The following is a 20,338-nucleotide window of genomic DNA, read 5'->3' on the forward strand; positions in this document are numbered from 1 at the left end:
GGCAGCGATGGCAGCGCAGGAACAGACACAGGACCAGGACCTCACCGGAAAGACGGTGGTGGTGACCGGCGCGAGCTCGGGCATCGGCGCGGCAGCGGCGCAGCGGCTCGCGGCTCGCGGCGCCACCGTCGCCGTCGTCGGCCGATCACCGGAGCGCACCGCCGAGGTGGCGGCGAAGGCGGGCGCGCAGCCGTTCGTCGCCGACTTCGCCCGGCTCGACGACGTGCGCAAGCTGGCCGACCAACTGCTCGACCGGTACCCGACGATCGACGTGCTGGCCAACAACGCGGGCGGCGCGTGGCCCAAGCGGACGGTCACCGACGACGGCAACGAACTCACCTTCCAGGTCAATCACCTGTCCCCGTTCCTGCTGACCAACCTGCTGCTGGAGCGTTTGACCCGTTCGCGGGCCCGGGTGGTGAACACCGCGAGCACGACCTACCGGATGGCGAAGCTGGACTTGGACACGGCCAACGCGCCGACCGGCTCGTTCAACCAGCTCGGCGCGTACGGCGCGTCCAAACTGGCGAATATCTTGTTCACCAGGGAACTGGCCCGCCGCACCGAGGGCACCGGCATCACCACCGCGGCCTTCCACCCCGGTGTGGTCGCGACCCATGTCTACGACAACGCGCCACTCGGCTTCGGCTGGTTCGTCCGGTCTCCGCTGGCGCGCCCGTTCTTCATCCAGCCGGACAAGGGCGCCGAGCCGCTGGTGCATTTGGCCACGACCGCCGACGGTGCGGCGATCAACGGCCAGTACTTCCATCGTTTCCGACTGGAGCCGCCGCGCAACAAGCAGGCGGTCGACGCCGATCTCGCGGGACGGCTCTGGACGCTGTCCGAGCGGGCCACCGGGCTCACGTCGACCGAATAGTCAGGCGGTCACGGTTCTGCGAGCCGGAGTGAGGAGCCCGCTGCCCGCTCCGGCTCGACACCGACCCCGTACACCCCACCGGACACCGCGCCCGCGTCCAGCTCGACGATCGCGCGCGCGACTTGCTCGGTGGGGACCAGGGCCGGAAAAGTGGTCGGGGCGATCGCGTTCGCGCGCACCCCGAACTCGGCGAACTCGGCGGCGATATTCCGGGTCAGCTGGTTGAGCGCGGCTTTCGACGCGGAGTACAGCGTCTGTGCCGGGTAGACCTCCGAGCCGGAGATGCTCGAGACATTGACGATGTTGCGGTTGCGCGCGCGATTCTCGGGTCCCGCGTGCAACCAGCATCGTTGTGCCAGCCGCGCCGAAAGACGCAGGGGTACCGCTACGTTCAGCGCGAAGTGCGGATCGAAGTCGTCCAGCGCTGCGTCGCCGTCGACGATGCCGCCCGGATGCAGCCGGACGTGCGCCGCGTTGTTCACCAGCAGGTCGACTCCGCCGAACCGGGCCAGCGCCAGATCGACCACCCGTTCCACTTCACCCGGCTCGGTCAGATCCGACCGCACCACGAACACACGGGAATCGTTCTCGGGCACGGTCGCGTCCGGCGCCAGCGGATCGATGTACCACTCCAGCTGCGACGGCACCGCGGGTGTGCGCGTGCGGCACACGGCGACGATGTCGTAGTCGCGGTAGTAGGCCTGGCAGAACGCGTCGCCCAGCGTGCCGCTCGCACCGGTGAGCAGGCAGACGCGGCGTTCACCAGTGGACAATCTTGTCTCCTCCCCAGCGCCGTTCGGCGTCCGCCTTGGTGCGGTGCACCCACATCACCACGCTGTTGCGGTCGTTGACGTTGTTGCCCGCGAACGTGTGCCAGGTGCGCGGGGTGACCTCGAACAGCAGCAGCGAATTGTCCAGCGGCGGGACGAGGGACACCGACGGCAGCGCGGCTCCCTGGGCGACGTGGTCGTACAGCGCGGTCTCGCCGCCGTCGCCCGGCTGCCAGCCCGGATTGCCCAGATAGAACAGCACCGCGATGCCGCGCACGGTCTCGCGCGCGACGACGCCGGGCGCGCGTGCCCCAGTTTTGGTGTGCACGGTGGCGTCGGGCAGGCGTACTTCGCCGGGACTTGGCGGCGGGCCGGGGAACCAGGCCGGGTTGAGATCGTTGTGCGGCCAGCCGAACGGGCTGCCCGGCCCGTGGTGGTGCACCGATCCTTCGACGTCGCCGGTCGGTTCGACACCCCCGAGCCGGGCGACCAGGTCGTGCCACTCGCGTGAGGTGAACACCGCGAGCGGGCCGTCGCGCAGGTCCCCCAGCCGAATTCCGTCGGCGCTGTAGCCGTCGGCGACCGGGGCGACCAGGTCGGGGCGCTCGCCGCGAACCCGCTCCAGTTGCTCGGTCAACCGCTGATAGAACTCGGGAACGAAGACATCGCGGGCGTACACGTGCGGAAAGGGCCTGCTGCGCCGGATCCAGCGTCGGTGGGCGAACAACTCTGCGAACCACTGCGGAACCGGCGGTGTCGCGAGCTCCGGCTCGGTTGTCACCATTACTCCCTCCCGGTCGAACCTCCGTGATCATATTGCCCGTACCCGGAACACGCGGGCCGGTACCGGCCCTGCGAGGATCACGCGAATGAACCGGGATCTGCGGGTGTGTTTCGTCGGGGATTCGTTCGTCGCCGGTGTCGGCGACCCGGATTTCCGGGGGTGGGTAGGCAGGCTCGCGTCCGCGGCACATGCGGAAGGGATTCCGCTGACGGCCTACAACCTCGGGGTGCGCAGACAGACCTCGGCCGAGATCGTGCGGCGCTTCCGCGCCGAATGCGCGCCCCGCCTGCCGGAGGGCGTGGACGCGCGGGTCGTGCTCTCCTTCGGCGTGAACGACGCCATGCACGAGAACGGCGGTCCGCGGGTCGCGCCCGGGGAATCGGTGGCCAACCTCGGCGAGTTGCTCGGGCAGGCGGGCGAGCGAGGGTGGCCGGTGCTGATGGTCGCTCCGCCGCCGATCGCCGACGACGAGCACAATGCCCGCACCGCCGCACTGGACGAGCGATTCGCGCAGGTCTGCGCCGCGGCGGAGGTGCCGTACGTGCGAGTGCACCAGCTACTGCGCGACAGCGCGGTGTGGGCCGCCGACGTGCGCGCGGGTGACGGGGCGCACCCAGGGGCGGCGGGTTACGAGGAGATGGCCGCGCTCATCGCTCCGCAGTGGCGCGCGTGGCTGTCGCGGTGACACGTCGATTTCGGATCGTATAGACTAATCTGTCTCAGACAGAACAGGCTACTATTTCGAATTCGGCGTCACCGACCCGGCGTTGCACCGAAATCCCCTGCGCCCCAAAGTGACCGGAATTACCCGATCGACATTCCCCGCTCGGCCGCCTCTGCCCGCCGTCTCCGCGCGGGCTCCAGATCCAGCGTCGGCGAACCGCCCTTCGGCACCTCGTCCGAGACGAACGCTTCGCTCAATTCCGGTACCCAACGGACGATCTCGTCGCGATAAGGACCTTCGGTCTCCAGCTGACCGAGCACGCCCACGAGCGTGAGGAACGAGCGGGCGAACGGCGTGAAGTAGGCGGGCATGGTCAGCTGCCGGACCACATTGGTCAATCGAGGATTGGTGGTGCGCAACACTTGTCGCCGCAACCAGCGGGTGGTCAGCCGGTAGGTCTCGTGCCGGAAGGGTTCACCGCAGGGAGTGATGGCGGCGTAGAGCGCGTCGCTGTCGAGAGCGAGTCCGTTCGCCACGAAGCCGTGTCGGCGCGTGGCGTCGGCCAGATCTCCTGGCCCGCCTCGGAATATCGCTTTACAGCAGTCGAGCGTCAGTTCGCCGAAACCCGCAGGAGGCCACGGGCTGCACGCGCCGAAGTCCATGACGCCGAGCCGGCCGTCCGGCAGCACGCGGAAGTTGCCCGGATGCGGATCGGCGTACAGCAGGCCGTGGCGAGCCCAGCCGGAGGTCACGAAGCGGACCATGAGCATGCCCACCCGGTCACGCTCGGCCTGCGTGCCCGCGGCGAGGACGCGCGGTACGGGTGTGCCATCGATCCATTCGCTGATCAGCACGTCACCGTGTTGCGCAACCACATTCGGCACATAGAAGTCGGGATCATCCGCGTAGGCCGCGGCGAAGGCGCGCTGATGCTCGGCTTCCGCCGCATAGTCGAGTTCCCCTGCGACCGACGCGCAGATCGCTTCGGTCACCGCCTTCACGTCCGCGCCCGGCAGGAAAACCGTGGCGAGATAGGAGATCCGGCGCAGGTGGTCCAAATCGCGGGCCACCGCCTGCCTGCCGCCGGGATACATCACCTTGACCGCGACCGGTCTGCCGTCGTGCCAGATCGCCCGGTGCACCTGCCCTAGCGAGGCCGCGGCGGCGCGTCGATCATCGAACTCGCGGAAGTGCGAATGCCATTCCATCCCCATGCTTTCGGCTATGGCAGCGCGGACGGTGTGCGGCAGCATCGCGGGCGCGGCGTCCTGCAACCTGCTGAGCGCGATCCGGTACGGCTCGGCCACCTCCCGCGGCAGTGCCAACTCGTAGATGGCCAGCAGTTGCCCCAGCTTCGCGGCGCAGCCTTTCAGCTCGCCGAGCACCTCGAAGATGTGCTGCGCGGTGCGGAGCTGAATGTCCCGATTGACTTCTTCGGCCGATCTGCCGAGCGCCCGCTTGCCGATGCCCGCGGCCTGCCGTCCCGCGAAGGCCACCGGCAGCGCGGCCAGTCTCGCGCCGCGAACAGCGCCGTGAACAGGCGGTTTATCGTGGGAACGCGACGCGAAGAGCCGGGATCGTTTGCCCGCGGCCCCCGGCTCGGGGCGCTCTCCGATGGGCCGGATGGTCATGACTCACCTCACAGTCGCGGGCACAAGTGTGACACAGGTGCAGTACCCGACAGTAGGGCTTAGACTGTCTGGGACGTGTTCGAAAGTAGTCGAAAGGTGACTTCGATGGGATCCCAGACGGTGGTCGCCGACGTTGCCGACGAGCTGGCGCGCCGGGTTGCCGCGGGGGAATATCAGCCGGGGGATCTCATGCCGTCGGTGCGTCAGGTCGCCGAGGAATTCGATATGAACCGCGCGACCGCGCAGCTGACGCTGGGCAGGCTGGAGTCGTACGGTTTCGTCGAAGCCCGGCGCGGCAAGGGATTCACGATCCGTGACGTCCGAGAGGCGGGCGGGGTGGACGTGTACCGCCAGCTGTTCCGCTTCTCGATTCCCATGCCGGACATCGCGATGGAGATGTTCCGCGACATCGTGGACGTCGAGCGCAATCTTGTGCTCGAGACGCTGCTCGCCTACACCGGTGGCGAACAGCGGATCGATTCGGCCGAACTGAAATCCACCATCGACGAGCTCGAATCCCTGGCGCGTCAGCAGGTTCCGGATCTGCGGCAGATGCTGGCGCTCGAGGTCGCGCTGGTGCGCAGACTGCTGACCACGCTCGGTCTCCCCATGCAGCGGGCGATCTTGAACTCGATCGGTGAGACGGTGCTCGAGGTGCCGGAGGCGGTCGAAGCGTATTTCGCGGGCGCGCCGGATCTGCACGTTCTGGTCTGGCGAGCGCTGGCCGCGGTGTGGGATTCCGGCTCGGGGCCGAGCGAGGCTCAGCTGGCGCTGTTCGAGGATCTGTTCGGCATGTACCACGAGAAGGTGATCGCGCGCTTCGAGGAATTGGTGGTCGGCATCGAGGAAAGCGCCGGCGTGAACCAGGCCGCCACCGCCTAGTCGTTTCGTACGCTGCACAGTGCGTCTGGGACGATTTGCCCCGACCATCCTCTCGTTGCGCCGAAGTCAGCCGGGCCACCGCGTTCCCTGAGGGTATCTGTCCCAGACGCTAATGGGTCGAATGGGATGAATCGGCCGCGACTCGCGCGGGTGTTCGGGCCGCTGCGCACCGCGCCGACCACGACGAAATCGTCTCCGGCACAGGGTCTCAGCGGCGCGACCGAGTGCTTCTGGGCAGCGGGGTTCGAGTTCGGCCCGAAGTCGTGAACCGGAGATCGCACCGGCGTAGGGGTGGCCGCCGCTACGCCGGTGCGATCGTCCCGGGCTTCGACCGGACGGATGCCGCACGGCATCGCCGTCCCGGAATCGACGCCCGGACTCAGGCCCCGCCGTTGAGCTTGTTGAGGCGCTCGCACGCCTCGACGTACTCCTGGATCAGGCGGTTGACCACATCCGCGGAACGCTCCACCCGATTCATCATGCCGACGATCTGGCCGACCGGATTGAAGTTGACGTCCTTGGCGGCCTCCGGATAACGGTGCCCGCGCTTCACGCCTTCCAACGCGACCATCATCTGCAGCGGCATCGGCAGCGGGTCGGGGGTATCGGCCCGCTCCCACGCCTCGGTCCAGTCGTTGCGCAGCATGCGGGCGGGCTTGCCGGTCCATGCGCGCGAACGCACGGTGTCGTGGCTGGTCGCGTCGATGTAGGTCTGCATCTGGGCGGGCGGCACGTTGGCTTCCTCGACGGTGAGCCACACCGAGCCGGTCCACGCGCCCGCCGCGCCCATCGCCATCGCGGCGGCCACCTGGCGGCCGTTGCCGATGCCGCCCGCGGCCAGCACGGGCAGATCGCCGACGGCATCGATGACCTGTGGCCACAGCACCATCGAGGAGACCTCGCCGCAGTGGCCGCCGCCCTCGGTGCCCTGGCAGACCACGAAGTCGAGGCCGGCGCGCTTGTGGTTGAGCGCGTGCTTGACCGAACCGCACAGCGCGCCGATCAACCGGCCGGAATCCTGCACCTGCTTGATCACGTCCTCGGGCGGGGTGCCGAGGGCGTTGGCGACCAGCTTCGCCTTCGGGTGCCGCAGAATCACCTCCACCTGCGGGCCCGCTGTGGTGGCGGTCCAGCCGAGCAGTTGGTTGTGGTGCTCGCCTTCGGGCAGCTTGGGCACGCCGTGGTCGGCGAGGATCTTCTCGGCGAAGTCGCGGTGCCCCTGCGGGACCAGTTCGGCCAGCTTGGCTTCGAGTTCCTCCGGGCTCAGTCCATCGATGCCCTTGCCCTCGTACTTGGAGGGAATCACCAGATCGACGCCGTACACGCCCTGTACGTGCTCATCCAGCCAAGCCAACTCGACCTCGAGCTGCTCGGCGGTGAAGCCGACGGCGCCGAGCACGCCGAGTCCGCCCGCATTGCTGACCGCGGCCGCCACGTCGCGGCAGTGGGTGAAGGCGAAGATAGGGAATTCGATCCCGAGCCGTTCGCAGATTTCGGTACGCATGGCGTGCTGGTCTCCCTAACTGCTCCGCCGCGAACGGCGCGGCGCAGATGTACTAGAACGAGTTGCATAAGTGGCGCTCGGTTCGGCCTGGTCGCCGCACGTCGAGTCCACCGCGAGCCGCTGATATCGCCATGAAGCGGCTGCGGCATCCTCGACTGGCCTTCGCACCATGCCTCGACAGTAACACGTTCTAGTTTTCTGCGGAATGCGATGCCGGATCAGGCGGTGGCGCGCTCCAGTTCGGCGAGCGACTCCTCCAGGTGGTCGAGCAGACGGGGCAGCTGCGGCACACTGCGACGGCAGCCGACCAGACCGAAGTCGAGATTGCCCGCGTTGGAGGTGAGCGTGATGTTCACCGCCTGACCGTCGAACGGGATCGACAGCGGGTAACTCGCGTCGAGACGCGCGCCGTTCCAGTACATCGGCTCTCGCGGCCCGGGCACGTTCGAGATGACGATGTTGAAGGTCGGACTGGTCCACGGGATCAGCGCGGGCACGAGGTTGAGGGCGAGCGGGCTGAGCATCAGTGCCGACAACGCCATCGTCTGATTGCACGACAGCGTGCGATAGACGTCCTTGCCGTCGCGCATCGACGCGGTGACCACCTGCAGGCGCTCCAGCGCATCGGCGATGTCGGTGCCGAGGTTGCACAGCACCGCGCCGACCTTGACCCCGTTGGTCTCGTCGTCGTCCTCGGCGCGCAGCGACATCGGCACCATCGCGACCAACGGCTTGTCCGGCAGAGCGTCTCGTTCGAGCAGGTAGCGCCGCAGTGCGCCCGCCGACATGGTGAGCACCACGTCGTTGAGCGTCGAGCCGGTCGCCTTTTTCACTTGCTGCAACCGTTCCAACGGCCAGGACCGCACCACCGCACGGCGCGCGCCGCCGATCGGGACGTTGAACATGGTGCGCGGCGCCGCGAACGGCAGGGTCAGCTGCTGCCGCGACAGCGCGGTGCGCGCGGCACGCAGCACCGATGCGCCGGATGTCGCGGCGGAGAACAGGTTTCGCGCCACACCATCCGTACCGGACGGCGTCCTACGCCTGCCCCGAGGCAGGTGCCACGGCACGCGCGTGACACTCGAGGACGGATCGCCGGTCAGCGTGCGCCGGAGTAGACGCTGGGCGGAAACGCCGTCGATCAACGCGTGATGCATCTTCGAATACAGTGCGAACCTGCCGTCGGCGAGGCCCTCGATCAGGTGGAACTCCCACAGCGGGCGGTGCCGGTCGAGCAGACTGCCGTGCAGGCCGGAGGCCAGCTCAACGAGTTGGTCCATGCGTCCCGGCCCGGGCACGGCCAGCCGCCGCACGTGGTAGTCGAGTTCCACGTCCTCGGCGCGCGTCCACGCCATCTGCGGAGACCCGAAGATCGTCGCGGGATGCTTGCGAAAGGCCGGATCGATGTCGGTGCTGCGTAATAGCTTGTCGTGCACTTGTGCGGCGAAGTCCGCTCCGGCGTCCTCCGGCGGCTCGAACAGCTGCAACGCTCCCACGTGCATCGGCTGTTCGCGGGATTCGGCGAGCAAGAAGACGGCATCGACCGGCGCGATGAATTCCATGATGAGTCGCCCCCTGACGACATGGTGAGGATGTTCGGAGTACGAATCGACCACGTTGTCGGCGGGCCCGCGCAGCCATGAAACCGCCGCGACACGACAAACTTACCCGGGCGCGACGGACCGCGTTCGGTGAATCACCGAACCTTCGAGGCCAGCAGGTAGGCCTGCCCGAACCGCTCGTCGGGACCCGGCTCGCGCACCATGCGAGCGATCATGGCGAACCCGGCGTCACCGAGCAGACGCACGAGACGCTTCGGCGCCCACCGGTAGGCGCGAGTCACCTTGTGGTCGAAGGCTTCCACCGCGTCGGGCTGGTCGGCCGTCTGGAAAGCCAGCAACACGTGCCCTTTGCTTGCGAGTACCCGATGGAACTCGCTCAACACGTGCGGCACGCGATCCGGTGGGAGGTGAATCAACGAATACCACGCGACTATGCCGCCGAGCGCCTCGTTGCTTATCGGTAGCTGCTCTACGGAACCTTGCGCGAAAAGTAGCTGCGGATGTTCCACGCGGGCCAGCTCCACCATTCGCGGCGAGAGATCGATCCCGAATACCTGCGCACCCAACGCAGCGAGGTGTCCGGTGATCCGTCCCGGGCCGCAGCCGACATCGGCTATGGGGCCGGAGCCGTTGCCCGCCACCGATTCCACGAAGGCGCCGAGCATCGCCCGATCGAGCATCGCACCGGCGAGGTGGTGGCGGAAAAGCTCGGTGTAGAGCTCGGCGACGTCGTCGTAGGCGGCTCGGGTGACGGCCACGTCAGGGTGTTCGTCTGCGAAGTCTTCGGTCGAATCCAGCACCCGGAGCAGCGTATTACGTGCTCACTCCCTCGAATCGAATGCCAGGGCGACGGCGAGGTCGTCCGCGTAGACGCGGTGCCGGGTGATGAGGCGCCGTGGCGATCACCTCTCGGGTAATTGGGCGGCAGCTTCCGGCGCGGCGGGCGCGTCCGCTCGTGCCGCTGTGTCGCGACCGCGCGCGGTTCCCAGCACGGAACCGAGGATGACCAGCGGGAAGCCGATCGCCATGCCCGCGGTCAGCGGCTCGCCGAGCGCCGTGACGCCGAGCAGGATCGCCACCGCGGGATTGATGTAGGTGATCACCGTCGCACGGGCCGGGCCGACCTCGGCGATCAGCGCGAAGAAGAACAGGAACGCTACGGCCGTGCAGATCACCGCGAGGCCGAGCACCGACCAGGCCGCGTCGGCGGTGATGCGCGACGGGCGCAGCCACCCCGCGAACGGCGCGTAGATCACCGCCGCCAGCAGCAGCGATGCGGTCACCACACCGAGCGGGGGCAGATCGGCCAGTGCGCGATTGATGACGATCGGACCGACCGCGTAGCCGACCGTGGTGAGCCCGATCGCCGCGATCGCCGCCGGATTCCCCGAATCGACATCCAAGCCGACGAGCGCGGCGACGCCCGCGAACCCGACGAGCAGGCCGACCACCCGGCTCGCGTCGAACCGGTCGTGGCCGAGCACGGTCACGATCACCACGGCGATCAGCGGCACCGCCGCGATCAGCAAGCCGACCGTCGAACTGTGCAGCGTGGTCTCGGCGTACCCGATCAGGAACCACGGCCCGGTGATCTCCACCAGGGTGTAGAGCAGCAGAGGCCGCCATCGCCGGAACACCGGCGCCAGCGCGTCGGCGTAGAGCGCGACCGGCAGGAGCAGCAAGCCACCGATCAGCGTGCGGCCGAACGCGACCACGATCGGGTCGAGATCCTCCACCGCGATGCGGATCATCGCGTACGGCACGCCCCAGATCACGCCCATCGCCAGGAAGAGGGCCCATCCGCGGCGGGTCATCGCACGACCACCGCGCGGTGCGGACGGACGGCGACCGATTCGGTGCCGGGGGTTGAGAACATGCTCCGCTCGCTTTCGACCACTGGGAGCTTATCCAGGTGATCCGATCATCCGACAGATCCACTTCCCCGCTCCGGCAAGGCCGGTTCGCTCCGGTTTCCATGTCCCGTTCGTCCTATTTGAGCGAATGATGCGCGAGTGCAACGTTGTTCGGGCTAGTCTTCGCCCGGAGCGAAGGGAAGGCATCATCGTGGTCGACGTCATCCGCCGACTGGCCCCGAGCGAGGAGATGTTCGCCGCGGGCGAGGTCTTCATCGGTTATGCGGCACGGGTATCCGGTCGGTTGGACCTGCCCGCGTTGACAGCCGCCTTCGAGGCAGTCGCCCGGGCGCATCCCATTCTGCGCGCCCGCATCGAGTCGTCCGCCGACGGCGGTCGAGTCTTCACCGTGACGGACGCGGCACCCCAGGTCTTTGTCGCCGACGGCGATACCGAATTCCCCTTCACCGGAGCGAAATTCGACCAGCGCACCGGCGTCTGTGGGCTGTGCGTGGTACGCGACGGCGACACCGCGAGCGTCACCGTCGTGATCCATCACAGCATCGCGGACGCGTTCCACGCGTTCGCCATCGTCACCGAGTTCTGGGCCGGGTATCGAGACGCGGTCGGCGGAAAGATCCCCGAGTCGCCGGTGCACGCGTTCCCCGAATCGATCGAGCATCTGCTCGCGGCGCGAGGCATCGAGAAGATGGCGCTGCCCGGAGCCGGGGCCGCTGCTACCGCGCCACAGGTACCGCAGCCGCGCGACGACGACTATCCGACGCTGCACACCACCCGATGCCGGCTCTCCCGAGAGGAGACCGCGGCGCTGGTCGCCCTCGGACATCGCGAGAACGTCACGGTGCACGGTCTGGTGTCGGCGGCGCTGTTGCGGACCGAAGCCGAGATCCGCGAGCTACCGCTCACCGGGCTGCTCTACCTGTACTCCGTCGACCTGCGGACCAGGGTGAGCCCCGAAATCTCCGCCACCGAAGGCACGAACGTCCTCGGTTTCGCCAATTACCTCTCCCCCGAATCCGCCGTCACGCTGGTGGAATCGGCCCGCGGCATCAGCGCGGCGCTGCACGCGGGCCTGGCCGCTGGCATCGTGCAACGCACGCCGTTGAGCATCCCCGACATGGCGGCGGCGCCGCGACCGGCTCTGCCCGGCGTGGTCATCGCGACCAACTGGGGCACTATCCCGCCGCTGCCCGAGCAGGGCGAGTTGCGCATCGACGACTTCCACTCCACCATGCTCGCGAAGCCGGACCTGACCGGCCGCCGTCCGCAGCAACCGGGCGGCGGCACCTGCGTCATCAGCACTTTCGCCGGACGGCTGAGTGTGGAGATCCATCATCCTGAGGAATTCACCCAGCTCCAACGCCATCGCGTCGAAGTGCTGGCCCGCAACCTTCGCGCCGTGCACGACTGATTCCGCCCGACACCGAGCGCACCCGGTTACACGTCACCGCTCGCGCGTTGGCGGGCGAATACGCCGCGGGCCGCGATCACGCCGAACGGCTGTGATCGCGGCCCGCGGGTCGATCAGTTCGACGCCTTCGCGGTCGCCGTGGTGGTCGGCGCCGCGGAGTGCGTTGTCGTCGTGGTCGATTCGGTCGTGGTGGTCGGCTTCGTCGTCTCGACCGGCGCCGCGACCGGAGCAGGCGCGGGCGTGGTGGTGGTGACCACCGGCGCCGAGGTGGTGGTCGAGGTCGGCGCCGTCGTCGTCGGCCGGTCCGTGGTGCCGGTCGTCGTAGGGGCGGCGCTGGTCGGCTTCGGTGCCGTGGTCGAGCTCTTGGCGGGTTCGGTCGTCGGAGCCGCCGAGGTGGTCTCCGCCGCCTTGTACACGGCGGCCAGGTCCGCCTCCTGCGGCTTGGACGTCGGGTCGACCTGCTTACCGGCCTGCGCCTGCTTCGCCAGATGGGCGAGCCACGCGGCCGCGTACTCCGCCGAGGTCAGCGGCTTGCCCGCGGCGGGGTCCGCGTCGTCCCAGTAGTCGAAGTGGTGACCGGTGTGATTCGGGCCCAGGGTGAGGTTGTACGGGTCGCTGAGGATGACCGGGATCGTGTTCTGGTTCGTCACGATGAGCCCGACGATCTCGTTGAGCACCTTCTGCGGCAGGTAGGCCAGCGGCGACATGTCGTTCGTGGCAATGGAGTCCGCCTGCACCGGCGCTTTCTTCTCACCCGGCTTGTACGCCGGGTCCGACACCCGCAGCAGCACCTGCAGGAAGGTCTCGTCGCTCTGCATCCAGTTCGGCTGCGACTGGATGTCCGCGAACGCCGCCATCGCGATCCGGCCGAGGACCACGGCGACGTCCTGCCCGGTCGCCGGCGTGAGCCCGTCGCGCTCGAGCGCGTCCACGTTCAACTGCCTGCCGACATTGACCACCAATTGCAGCAGGGAGATGTTCTGCGGCGCCGAGCAGGTGAGATCGCCATCGGAGCAGAACGACGCGATCTTGCCGTTCAGCGCGCCGAAGTCACCGCTGGTGCCGCGCACCGCGCCCTGCCCGGGAACCGCGTTCGTGCCGTTCTGATATTGCTGGTCGAAGCCGTCCGGGTTGCTGAACGGGTCCTTCGATCCCGGGAACGGCCCGTCGCCCGCAGAGCGACCCGAGTCGGCGAGGATGATGACGCCGACGACGTCGGCCGGATCCACGATCCCGTACGCGCCGTCCTGGCCGGGTTCCTGATGGCCGATCTGCATCGCGACGCGGCGGACGACGTCGGCGCCCTCGCTGTAGCCGACGATCGAGAACTTGGTGTCGGGGCACGCCTGGGCGATCTCCCGCATCACCCGCTCGGTGTTCGCGACACCGGCGTTGACAGCGTCCTCGTAGGTGGACATATTCGCCGGATAGGCGATGTAGACCGCGGCGTACGCGTCCGGATCGACGTCGTCGGCCGGTGCGTTGACGACCGGATCGACCCACTCACTGCTGTGATCACCCGACAGCGCGGCGGGCAACGGGTTGCCGTTGGCATCCACCAGCATCCTGGTGGTCCCCTCCACCGGAGTGTCGTTGCGACCGGCCACCGAGATGGTGACCATGTCGCGGCATTCCGTGACAGAGGTCGTGAGCTGGGTTTCCCTGGTTTCCGGCGTCGACGTCAACGCCAACGAGGTGGCGACCACCGCCGCCACGCCCAGCACCGCCGGAGCGGCAACCGCCGAAGCGATGCGATGCCGCGCGAAGAACTCGCGAAGAGCCATGTCCTGATTTCCATTCCATACACCGACAAAGTGGACGGACAAGCCCCCCGACGGGCCATACGTCACCGAGGACGTCGTGGTAGGGGCCCTGAGCGTTACTTAGTGCCGGATGGAAGGGTTCGAACCGCGAAGCGTCCCCTTGCGCCTGATTGCTGCTTGACCTTCACGTATGCGTCAATCCTTAGCGTCGGGGCATGACGACTGTGACGCGAACCTCCCGAGCGATTCAGCTGGCCGCGCGACCGAACGGATTGCCGGCATTGCCGGACTTCCGGCTGATCGAAGAGGCGGTACCCGATCCCGCACCGGGACAAGTGCTGATCCGCAACCTGTACCTGTCGCTCGATCCGGGGATGCTGATGCAAATCGGCGGATATCCCGAAATCCCGATGCCCGCCTTCGCTGTCGGCGAAGTGATGTCCGGTGGCGCGATCGGTGAGGTCGTCGCGTCCGCTGACCAGTATGTGCCGGAGGGAGCATTGGTGCTGCACCAACACGGCTGGCGCGAGTACGCCATCGCGGACGCCGACAGCGTTCGGGTCGTCGACGCACAGGCGTATCCGTCGCCGTCGACGTACCTCGGTTTCGGATTGGTCGCGTATGTGGGGCTGACCGTGGTCGCGGGGTTACGCGAGGGTGAGACCGTTCTGGTCTCCAGCGCCGCCGGAGCTACCGGAAGCCTGGCCGGCCAGCTCGCGCGACTGCTCGGCGCCGGGCGAGTCGTCGGGAGCGTGGGATCACCGCGGAAGGCCCGCTACGTCATCGACGAGCTCGGCTTCGACACGGCGTTCGACTATCACGACCAGCCGTTGTCCGACCAGTTCCGGGCAGCCGCGCCGGAAGGGGTCGACGTGTATTTCGACAACGTCGGCGGCGCGCAACTGCGCGCCGCGATCGAGACGATGAACGTCGGCGGACGAATCGCCCTGTGCGGCGCGCTCGCCCGGCAGCGCGCGGGTGGGACGCCCGATGGTGGGCCCGGAGACCTGCTGCCGGTGATCGCGAAGCGAATCACACTGCGCGGATTCACCGCCCTCGATCACCTGGATCTGGCGCCGGAATTCGGACGGCGGTTACGCCAGTGGCTCGCCGAGGGTTCGCTGCGGCACGCCGAGAATGTCGTCGATGGGCTGGAAAACGCTCCACAGGCACTGCTCGACCTGGTGCGAGGTCGCTACACCGGGAAAGTAGTTGTGCGGCTCACGCGTTGAACAGTCACCACGGGAAGGACACGACAATGCTGATCGGTGAACTGGCGGAGCGGACCGGAACGACCACGCGCGCTCTGCGCTTCTACGAGGAACGAGGTCTGCTCACCTGTGAACGCACCACTTCGGGCTACCGCCGCTACGACGAAGAGGCGGTGAAGCGGGTACACAACATCCGGGAACTGCTCGATGCCGGATTCACCATCGACGATGTCCGCGCGTTCGTGCCCTACCTCGACCGCGACCTGCCCCAAACTTTCCCGTTCGAGCCGCGGTGCCCCAACGGGTACGCATCCGTCGGCCCACCACGGTTCGCCGAGCTCAATCGGCGCATCGCGAATCTGATCGAACTACGTGATCGCCTGATCGACCGGATGCCGTGGCTGGCACAGGACAGCCCGAGCGAGCCGACTGGCGAAGACCAACAGCCGTGCGGTACTTGAGCCCAGCCTCCCCCGAACTCAGCCGCGCGCCATATCCACGAACCGCGACAAATGCAGCTGATGGGCGACGGTGATCGTCGCGGTGGGGCCGTTACGGTGTTTACCGAGAATCAGGTCGGCCTCACCGCCGCGCGGGTCGTCGCGCTCGAAAGCGTCGGGACGGTGCAGCAGGATGACCATATCCGCGTCTTGTTCCAAAGATCCCGACTCGCGGAGATCGGACACCATGGGGCGCTTGTCGGTTCGTTGTTCGGGACCGCGGTTGAGCTGGCTGATCGCGACCACCGGCACTTCGAGTTCCTTGGCCAGCAGTTTCAGATTACGGGAGAAGTCCGAGACTTCCTGCTGACGGGATTCGACCTTTTTGCCGGACGTCATCAGCTGGAGGTAATCCACGACCACGAGTTTCAAATCATGGCGCTGCTTGAGCCGCCGCGCTTTGGCGCGGATCTCCATCATCGTCAGGTTCGGCGAATCGTCCACGAACAGCGGCGCCTCGCTGATCTCACTCATCCGCCGCGCCAACTTGGTCCAGTCGTCGTCGCTCATCCGCCCGGACCGCATATCCCCGAGCTTGATCTTCGCCTCCGCCGACAACAACCGCATGACGATCTCGGTACGACTCATCTCCAAGGAAAAGATAACGCTCGCCAAGCCATGCTTGATCGAGCAACTGCGCATGAAATCCATTCCCAAAGTCGAGTTGTGCGTGGGAATCATCGAGCGTCCGGCCAGATACAGATGATCGGCGTTGTCCACTTCGACGCAGCGCACCGGCACGCTGTCGATCCGGCGTACATCGACGACGAATCGCGAGTTCGATCGCACCGTGCTGCGGCTGGCGCGCCGTTCCTTGTGCAGCAAGGCCTTCCGATACAGACCGAACACCTCGTCGTCGGTGGCGAAGGTGAGGGTGTAAGCGGTAGAGGATTCCTCGGAACGCCCTCGGACTCGCTTGGTGGAGAGATGACAGCGGTAACCGAGGCCGACGATCAGCTCGTGCACGTCTGCGACGAGCCGGGCGTTCGTGACACTGAACTGTACGGAGCCGCCGTTGGTCACGGTGCCGTCGGTGTCCAGCAAACCGGCCAGTAGGGACCGTCGCTGTTGCTCGGACGCTCGCAGGTAGTCGATGGGAATGTGCTTGTCACCGAGGACACCGAGCGTCCGCAGGCGCGCCTGCACGCTCCCGACGGTGTTCCGGCACTTCTGGCACAGGCGCAGACCGATCGACCGTTCGCCGCAATTCGGGCAGCGCGGTGCAGGCACCGGAGCCGAAAGGAACCGAGCCTTTCCGCCGCAGGACCGCCCACAGGTGCGGACCTCGGTGGTGAAAGGAACGAATTCCTTGCCGCAGACCAGGCACTCGCGTGCGGGGATCGGCTCGTCGGCAGGCAATGTCAGCTGATAACGCAGCCGAGCCGACCGCGAGGGCACCGCGACGATCCCCTCGGCCTCGATTCGCGCGATGATCTCTGGATCGGCGCAGGTGAGCTGTGCGGCGGCGGACGTTCCGTCGCCGAGCCAGGCGCCCAGCGTGTAGGGCGGCACCGTCAGGGCGCGCGCAGGCAGTTGTAGCGGGCCGGAATTGCTGACCGAGTGGTTCAGTCTGCGATCCGCGGTGTCGCACCGCAGCGTTCTCGCGATCTCGGCGGTCGTACGCACCTCGGCAGCTGCCCGTTTCGACCGTCTGGATGCCCTGGTCTCCGTGAGCCATTGATGTTGTTCATCCGCGACGAGCACGGAGCCGTCGGAGAACTCCACCTCGTAGCAGGGACGCCCGGACAAAACGTCGGTCGCCGCTACGACGCGGGTGGGACGACCCTTCGCGTCCAACAATTCGTCGCCGACGTGGACCTCACCCATGGTGGTCCATCCGGTGGGTGTCGGAAGGGGGGTGTCCAGGGCCAGCGCCTTGCCCACACCAGGCCTGGCCGCGACGATGATCATCTGACCGGGGTGCAGGCCATTGGTGATTTCGTCGAGTTCGGTGAAACCGGTGGGGACGCCGAGGGAGATGCCGCCGCGGCTGGCGATGGAGTCGATTTCGTCCATCGTCGGCTGGAGCAGTTCTTCGAGGGGGAGGAAGTCTTCGCTGGTGCGGCGTTCGGTGACCTCGTAGACCTCGGCTTGGGCGCGGTCGACGACCTCGGCGACGTCCTGGCCGTCGGCGCCCGCGTAGCCGTACTGGACGATGCGGGTGCCCGCCTCGACCAGGCGGCGCAAAATGGCCTTCTCGGCCACGATTTCGGCGTAGTAGCCCGCGTTGGCCGCGGTCGGCACGGTCTGGGTGAGCGTGACCAGATACGGCGCGCCGCCGATGCGCTTGAGCTCGCCACGGCGGTCCAGGCCCGCGGCGACGGTCACCGGGTCGGCGGGTTCGCCGCGCCCGTAGAGATCCAGGATCGTGTCGTAGATGGCCTGATGGGCGGGACGGTAGAAATCGCCGGGCCGAATCGCCTCGACGACGTCGGCGATGGCGTCCTTGCTCAACAGCATGCCGCCGAGCACCGACTGCTCGGCCGCCATGTCGTGCGGAGGCTGGCGGCCGAAGTCCTCGCCGGGAGGTTCGGGCGGGAAGTCCGTGTGCCCGCGGTCATCGGTGGTTGTCACCAGACTCGACCGTCCTCTCTACCCCACGACCGGGATGCACCCTGTCGACTCGTTTTACTCCCGGGCACCGACACGTTCGAAAAAGCCTTTGACCAGGGCTCCAGCTACCGCCGCGGCACCGGTCCGTGCGCGCGCTCGGGAGCGGCCCGCGCGCAGCGATGCGACGAACCTAGGCGACCCGCTGGCTGTGCACCAAACCGCACTGTGCACACAGCTGTGGATAACTTGGGGAGAGTTCACTCAACCGTGTGCACCCCCTGTGTACAACTTGGGGAAAACCCAGGTCGGCGGGGTCAAATACGCAGATAGATATGGACTTCCGCGTTCTTCCAGGTGTGGATTAATGAAGTACCGGCGTGTCGGCCAAGTTGAACAGCCGGGCGTGTTGGGTTAACAGCACGTGAGCTGCATATGGCCTGAATCACATTGCGGACGGTCGGTTCGACCAGTAATCCACAGGCTGGGTAGACCAGGCGTCGTTGCGGTGTGCGGTGCGGCCCAGATTGTCCCTGATGACGCGCTCGGTCATCTGGCAAATAATTAGCTACAAAGCGGCTCGCGGCAGCGGAGCACGACCGAGGACCACTCCCGTGAACGGACGGGAGTGGTCCTCGACGCGATGCCTGGAATCAGGCGGCGGTGACCGTGAGGTCGAACTTCGCCGCCACGTCCGGGTGCAGGTGCACCAGGATGGCGTGCTTGCCGGTCGACTTGATGTGCGCCTTCGGCAGCTCGATGCTGCGCTTGTCGACGACGGGGCCACCCGCCGCCTTGACGGCCGCCGCGACGTCCGACTGGGTCACCGAGCCGAACAGCTTGCCGGTGCCCGCGGTCTTCACCGCCAGCGAGACCGACTCCAGGTTCTCGATGGCCTGCTTCAGCTCGTTGGCGTGGTCCAGGTCGCGGACCCGGCGGGCTTCCTGCGCCCGGCGAATGCCCTCGACCTGCTTCTGCGCGCCACGGCTGGCCGCGATCGCCAGGCCGCGCGGCAGCAGGTAGTTGCGGCCGTAGCCGTCCTTGACCTCAACGGTGTCGCCGGGGGCACCGAGGTTGTCCACATCAGCGGTAAGAATCAACTTCATTGGCGTGCCTCCCTTTCTCAGCGAGCCGTCGACACGTAAGGCAGCAGCGCGACCTCACGCGAGTTCTTGACCGCAACCGCGACATCACGCTGGTGCTGGACGCAGTTGCCGGTGACGCGGCGGGCGCGGATCTTGCCGCGGTCGCTGACGTACTTGCGCAGCAACGCCGTGTCCTTGTAATCGATCGTGACGGTTCCGGTCTTGCTCTCCTTGCAGAACGAGCAAGCCTTCTTCTTCAGCACCTTTTCGCGCGCGGGCGCTTTAGGCATGGTCTTGTACTCCGTAATCAGTGATGGCCCGAATCGTGCGGGCCGTTGTGGCCGTTCTCAGAACGGCGGTTCGTCATCCATGCGGCTGTTGCCCCCGAAGGAGCCTGCCGCGGGCGCACTGCCCCAAGGGTCGTCCTCGGCACCGCCGGAACGCCCACCGCCACCACCGGAGGAGGCATAGCCGCCACCGCCGCCGGACCCGGACCCGAAGCCGCCGCCACCACTGCCGCGGCTGGTCTTGTTGACCTTCGCGGTGGCGTAGCGCAGCGAGGGACCGACCTCGTCGACCTCGAGCTCGACGACCGTGCGCTTCTCACCCTCGCGGGTTTCGTAGGAGCGCTGCTTGAGCCGTCCGCTCACGATGACACGGGAACCCCTGGTCAGGCTTTCGGCGACATTCTCTGCGGCCTCGCGCCAGATATTGCAGCGCAGGAACAGCGCTTCGCCGTCTTTCCATTCGTTCGAATTACGGTCGAACACACGGGGAGTCGACGCGACGGTGAAATTCGCCACCGCCTGTCCCGCCGGTGTGAATCGAAGCTCCGGGTCGGCCGTCAGATTTCCGATGACGGTGATGACCGTGTCGCCTGCCATGTGGTTCCTCCTGCTCGGTGTGCAGTCCGCGTCTCGCTGTTGCGCTAGAGCCTAGGCACAGGCTCCGACGCAAACGAGGGTTGCCGGACTACTTGTCGTGGCGCAGAACCTTGGTGCGCAGCACCGACTCGTTGAGACCGAGCTGGCGGTCGAGCTCGCTCACGGTGGCGGGCTCGGCGGTCAGGTCGACCACGGCGTAGATGCCCTCGGCGTGCTTGGCGATCTCGTAGGCGAGCCTGCGGCGGCCCCAGATGTCGACCTTGTCGATCTTGCCGCCCTCGGTGCGAACGACACTGAGCAGGTTGTCCAGCGACGGACCAACAGTGCGCTCGTCCAGGCTCGGATCGAGGATGACCATCACTTCGTAATGACGCACGGACCAATCA

At 67.2% G+C, this 20,338-nt stretch carries 19 protein-coding genes; 6 read left to right on the forward strand and 13 right to left on the reverse strand.

Annotated elements, in window-relative coordinates; genetic code table 11:
* The first annotated feature begins 7 nt into the window (after positions 1–7).
* The gene (locus tag ACWESM_RS10755) at positions 8–877 is read left to right on the forward strand and encodes an SDR family NAD(P)-dependent oxidoreductase (RefSeq protein WP_355071113.1); all 870 of its coding nucleotides are present in this window, start codon (positions 8–10) and stop codon (positions 875–877) included.
* 8 nt (positions 878–885) lie between these two features.
* On the opposite strand, the gene ACWESM_RS10760 is transcribed toward ACWESM_RS10755, so the two are convergent.
* Together ACWESM_RS10760 and ACWESM_RS10765 are read right to left on the reverse strand one after the other, a co-directional pair.
* Entirely contained in the window at positions 886–1,650 is a 765-nt protein-coding gene (locus ACWESM_RS10760; RefSeq protein WP_364424844.1) for an SDR family NAD(P)-dependent oxidoreductase, read from the reverse strand.
* Positions 1,637–2,431, reverse strand: coding sequence for a 2OG-Fe(II) oxygenase family protein (locus tag ACWESM_RS10765; RefSeq protein ID WP_452491498.1), 795 nt, complete (start codon positions 2,429–2,431; stop codon positions 1,637–1,639). The genes ACWESM_RS10760 and ACWESM_RS10765 overlap by 14 nt, the downstream gene beginning before the upstream one ends.
* A gap of 85 nt (positions 2,432–2,516) precedes the next feature.
* Between ACWESM_RS10765 and ACWESM_RS10770 the strand changes: the two genes are divergently transcribed.
* Positions 2,517–3,116 carry a DUF459 domain-containing protein gene (locus ACWESM_RS10770; RefSeq protein ID WP_397276092.1) on the forward strand — a complete coding sequence of 200 codons (600 nt, stop codon included), beginning with the start codon at positions 2,517–2,519 and terminating at the stop codon, positions 3,114–3,116.
* 119 nt (positions 3,117–3,235) lie between these two features.
* Here the strand turns inward: ACWESM_RS10770 and ACWESM_RS10775 are convergent, their stop codons facing one another.
* On the reverse strand, positions 3,236–4,726 hold the full coding sequence (locus tag ACWESM_RS10775; RefSeq protein WP_452491499.1) for an ABC1 kinase family protein: 1,491 nt from the start codon (positions 4,724–4,726) through the stop codon (positions 3,236–3,238).
* A gap of 105 nt (positions 4,727–4,831) precedes the next feature.
* Between ACWESM_RS10775 and ACWESM_RS10780 the strand changes: the two genes are divergently transcribed.
* Complete coding sequence (locus ACWESM_RS10780; RefSeq protein ID WP_355071122.1) at positions 4,832–5,608, forward strand: GntR family transcriptional regulator; 777 nt, start codon at positions 4,832–4,834, stop codon at positions 5,606–5,608.
* Positions 5,609–5,987: 379 nt separating this feature from the next.
* On the opposite strand, the gene ACWESM_RS10785 is transcribed toward ACWESM_RS10780, so the two are convergent.
* The 4 genes from ACWESM_RS10785 to ACWESM_RS10800 form a co-directional block, all read right to left on the reverse strand.
* Positions 5,988–7,112, reverse strand: a complete 1,125-nt coding sequence (locus ACWESM_RS10785; RefSeq protein WP_364424840.1) for an NAD(P)H-dependent flavin oxidoreductase — start codon at positions 7,110–7,112, stop codon at positions 5,988–5,990.
* 218 nt (positions 7,113–7,330) lie between these two features.
* Entirely contained in the window at positions 7,331–8,674 is a 1,344-nt protein-coding gene (locus ACWESM_RS10790; protein WP_364424839.1) for a WS/DGAT/MGAT family O-acyltransferase, read from the reverse strand.
* A 134-nt stretch (positions 8,675–8,808) separates the two neighbouring features.
* Complete coding sequence (locus ACWESM_RS10795) at positions 8,809–9,474, reverse strand: class I SAM-dependent methyltransferase (protein ID WP_397276100.1); 666 nt, start codon at positions 9,472–9,474, stop codon at positions 8,809–8,811.
* A 102-nt stretch (positions 9,475–9,576) separates the two neighbouring features.
* A complete protein-coding gene (locus ACWESM_RS10800; RefSeq protein WP_355071129.1) occupies positions 9,577–10,488 on the reverse strand; it encodes a DMT family transporter in 912 nt (303 codons plus the stop codon).
* Between the two features lie 250 nt (positions 10,489–10,738).
* Between ACWESM_RS10800 and ACWESM_RS10805 the strand changes: the two genes are divergently transcribed.
* Positions 10,739–11,959 (forward strand): phthiocerol/phthiodiolone dimycocerosyl transferase family protein, encoded by a 1,221-nt coding sequence (locus tag ACWESM_RS10805; protein ID WP_452491503.1) that lies wholly within the window; start codon positions 10,739–10,741, stop codon positions 11,957–11,959.
* 113 nt (positions 11,960–12,072) lie between these two features.
* Here the strand turns inward: ACWESM_RS10805 and ACWESM_RS10810 are convergent, their stop codons facing one another.
* On the reverse strand, positions 12,073–13,743 hold the full coding sequence (locus ACWESM_RS10810) for a cutinase family protein (RefSeq protein ID WP_452491505.1): 1,671 nt from the start codon (positions 13,741–13,743) through the stop codon (positions 12,073–12,075).
* A gap of 194 nt (positions 13,744–13,937) precedes the next feature.
* Between ACWESM_RS10810 and ACWESM_RS10815 the strand changes: the two genes are divergently transcribed.
* Positions 13,938–14,954 carry an NADP-dependent oxidoreductase gene (locus ACWESM_RS10815; RefSeq protein ID WP_452491507.1) on the forward strand — a complete coding sequence of 339 codons (1,017 nt, stop codon included), beginning with the start codon at positions 13,938–13,940 and terminating at the stop codon, positions 14,952–14,954.
* Positions 14,955–14,980: 26 nt separating this feature from the next.
* Positions 14,981–15,394: a MerR family transcriptional regulator gene (locus ACWESM_RS10820; RefSeq protein ID WP_355071136.1), complete on the forward strand. Its 414-nt coding sequence runs from the start codon at positions 14,981–14,983 to the stop codon at positions 15,392–15,394.
* Positions 15,395–15,412: 18 nt separating this feature from the next.
* Here the strand turns inward: ACWESM_RS10820 and dnaB are convergent, their stop codons facing one another.
* From dnaB to rpsF, 5 genes are all read right to left on the reverse strand, one after another.
* Positions 15,413–18,007 (reverse strand): replicative DNA helicase, encoded by a 2,595-nt coding sequence (gene dnaB / locus ACWESM_RS10825; RefSeq protein ID WP_397276107.1) that lies wholly within the window; start codon positions 18,005–18,007, stop codon positions 15,413–15,415.
* 629 nt (positions 18,008–18,636) lie between these two features.
* Positions 18,637–19,089 carry a 50S ribosomal protein L9 gene (gene rplI / locus ACWESM_RS10830; protein WP_355071139.1) on the reverse strand — a complete coding sequence of 151 codons (453 nt, stop codon included), beginning with the start codon at positions 19,087–19,089 and terminating at the stop codon, positions 18,637–18,639.
* 17 nt (positions 19,090–19,106) lie between these two features.
* Complete coding sequence (gene rpsR / locus ACWESM_RS10835) at positions 19,107–19,358, reverse strand: 30S ribosomal protein S18 (RefSeq protein ID WP_043700357.1); 252 nt, start codon at positions 19,356–19,358, stop codon at positions 19,107–19,109.
* Positions 19,359–19,415: 57 nt separating this feature from the next.
* Positions 19,416–19,952, reverse strand: a complete 537-nt coding sequence (locus ACWESM_RS10840) for a single-stranded DNA-binding protein (protein ID WP_039803206.1) — start codon at positions 19,950–19,952, stop codon at positions 19,416–19,418.
* A gap of 88 nt (positions 19,953–20,040) precedes the next feature.
* Positions 20,041–20,328 carry a 30S ribosomal protein S6 gene (gene rpsF, locus ACWESM_RS10845; protein ID WP_039803204.1) on the reverse strand — a complete coding sequence of 96 codons (288 nt, stop codon included), beginning with the start codon at positions 20,326–20,328 and terminating at the stop codon, positions 20,041–20,043.
* Positions 20,329–20,338: the final 10 nt, after the last annotated feature.

This window comes from Nocardia sp. NPDC003999 (genome assembly GCF_053604885.1).

Excerpts from the sequence above, each read along its gene's own strand:
- ACWESM_RS10820 (WP_355071136.1), top strand. The coding sequence starts at position 14,981 with ATGCTGATCGGTGAACTGGCGGAGCGGACCGGAACGACCACGCGCGCT.
- ACWESM_RS10765 (WP_452491498.1), bottom strand. The coding sequence starts at position 2,431 with ATGGTGACAACCGAGCCGGAGCTCGCGACACCGCCGGTTCCGCAGTGG.
- rpsR (WP_043700357.1), bottom strand. The coding sequence starts at position 19,358 with ATGCCTAAAGCGCCCGCGCGCGAAAAGGTGCTGAAGAAGAAGGCTTGC.
- ACWESM_RS10810 (WP_452491505.1), bottom strand. The coding sequence starts at position 13,743 with ATGGCTCTTCGCGAGTTCTTCGCGCGGCATCGCATCGCTTCGGCGGTT.
- ACWESM_RS10790 (WP_364424839.1), bottom strand. The coding sequence starts at position 8,674 with ATGGAATTCATCGCGCCGGTCGATGCCGTCTTCTTGCTCGCCGAATCC.
- ACWESM_RS10815 (WP_452491507.1), top strand. The coding sequence starts at position 13,938 with ATGACGACTGTGACGCGAACCTCCCGAGCGATTCAGCTGGCCGCGCGA.
- ACWESM_RS10775 (WP_452491499.1), bottom strand. The coding sequence starts at position 4,726 with ATGACCATCCGGCCCATCGGAGAGCGCCCCGAGCCGGGGGCCGCGGGC.
- rplI (WP_355071139.1), bottom strand. The coding sequence starts at position 19,089 with ATGAAGTTGATTCTTACCGCTGATGTGGACAACCTCGGTGCCCCCGGC.
- ACWESM_RS10780 (WP_355071122.1), top strand. The coding sequence starts at position 4,832 with ATGGGATCCCAGACGGTGGTCGCCGACGTTGCCGACGAGCTGGCGCGC.
- ACWESM_RS10785 (WP_364424840.1), bottom strand. The coding sequence starts at position 7,112 with ATGCGTACCGAAATCTGCGAACGGCTCGGGATCGAATTCCCTATCTTC.
- ACWESM_RS10800 (WP_355071129.1), bottom strand. The coding sequence starts at position 10,488 with ATGACCCGCCGCGGATGGGCCCTCTTCCTGGCGATGGGCGTGATCTGG.
- ACWESM_RS10755 (WP_355071113.1), top strand. The coding sequence starts at position 8 with ATGGCAGCGCAGGAACAGACACAGGACCAGGACCTCACCGGAAAGACG.
- ACWESM_RS10770 (WP_397276092.1), top strand. The coding sequence starts at position 2,517 with ATGAACCGGGATCTGCGGGTGTGTTTCGTCGGGGATTCGTTCGTCGCC.
- ACWESM_RS10840 (WP_039803206.1), bottom strand. The coding sequence starts at position 19,952 with ATGGCAGGCGACACGGTCATCACCGTCATCGGAAATCTGACGGCCGAC.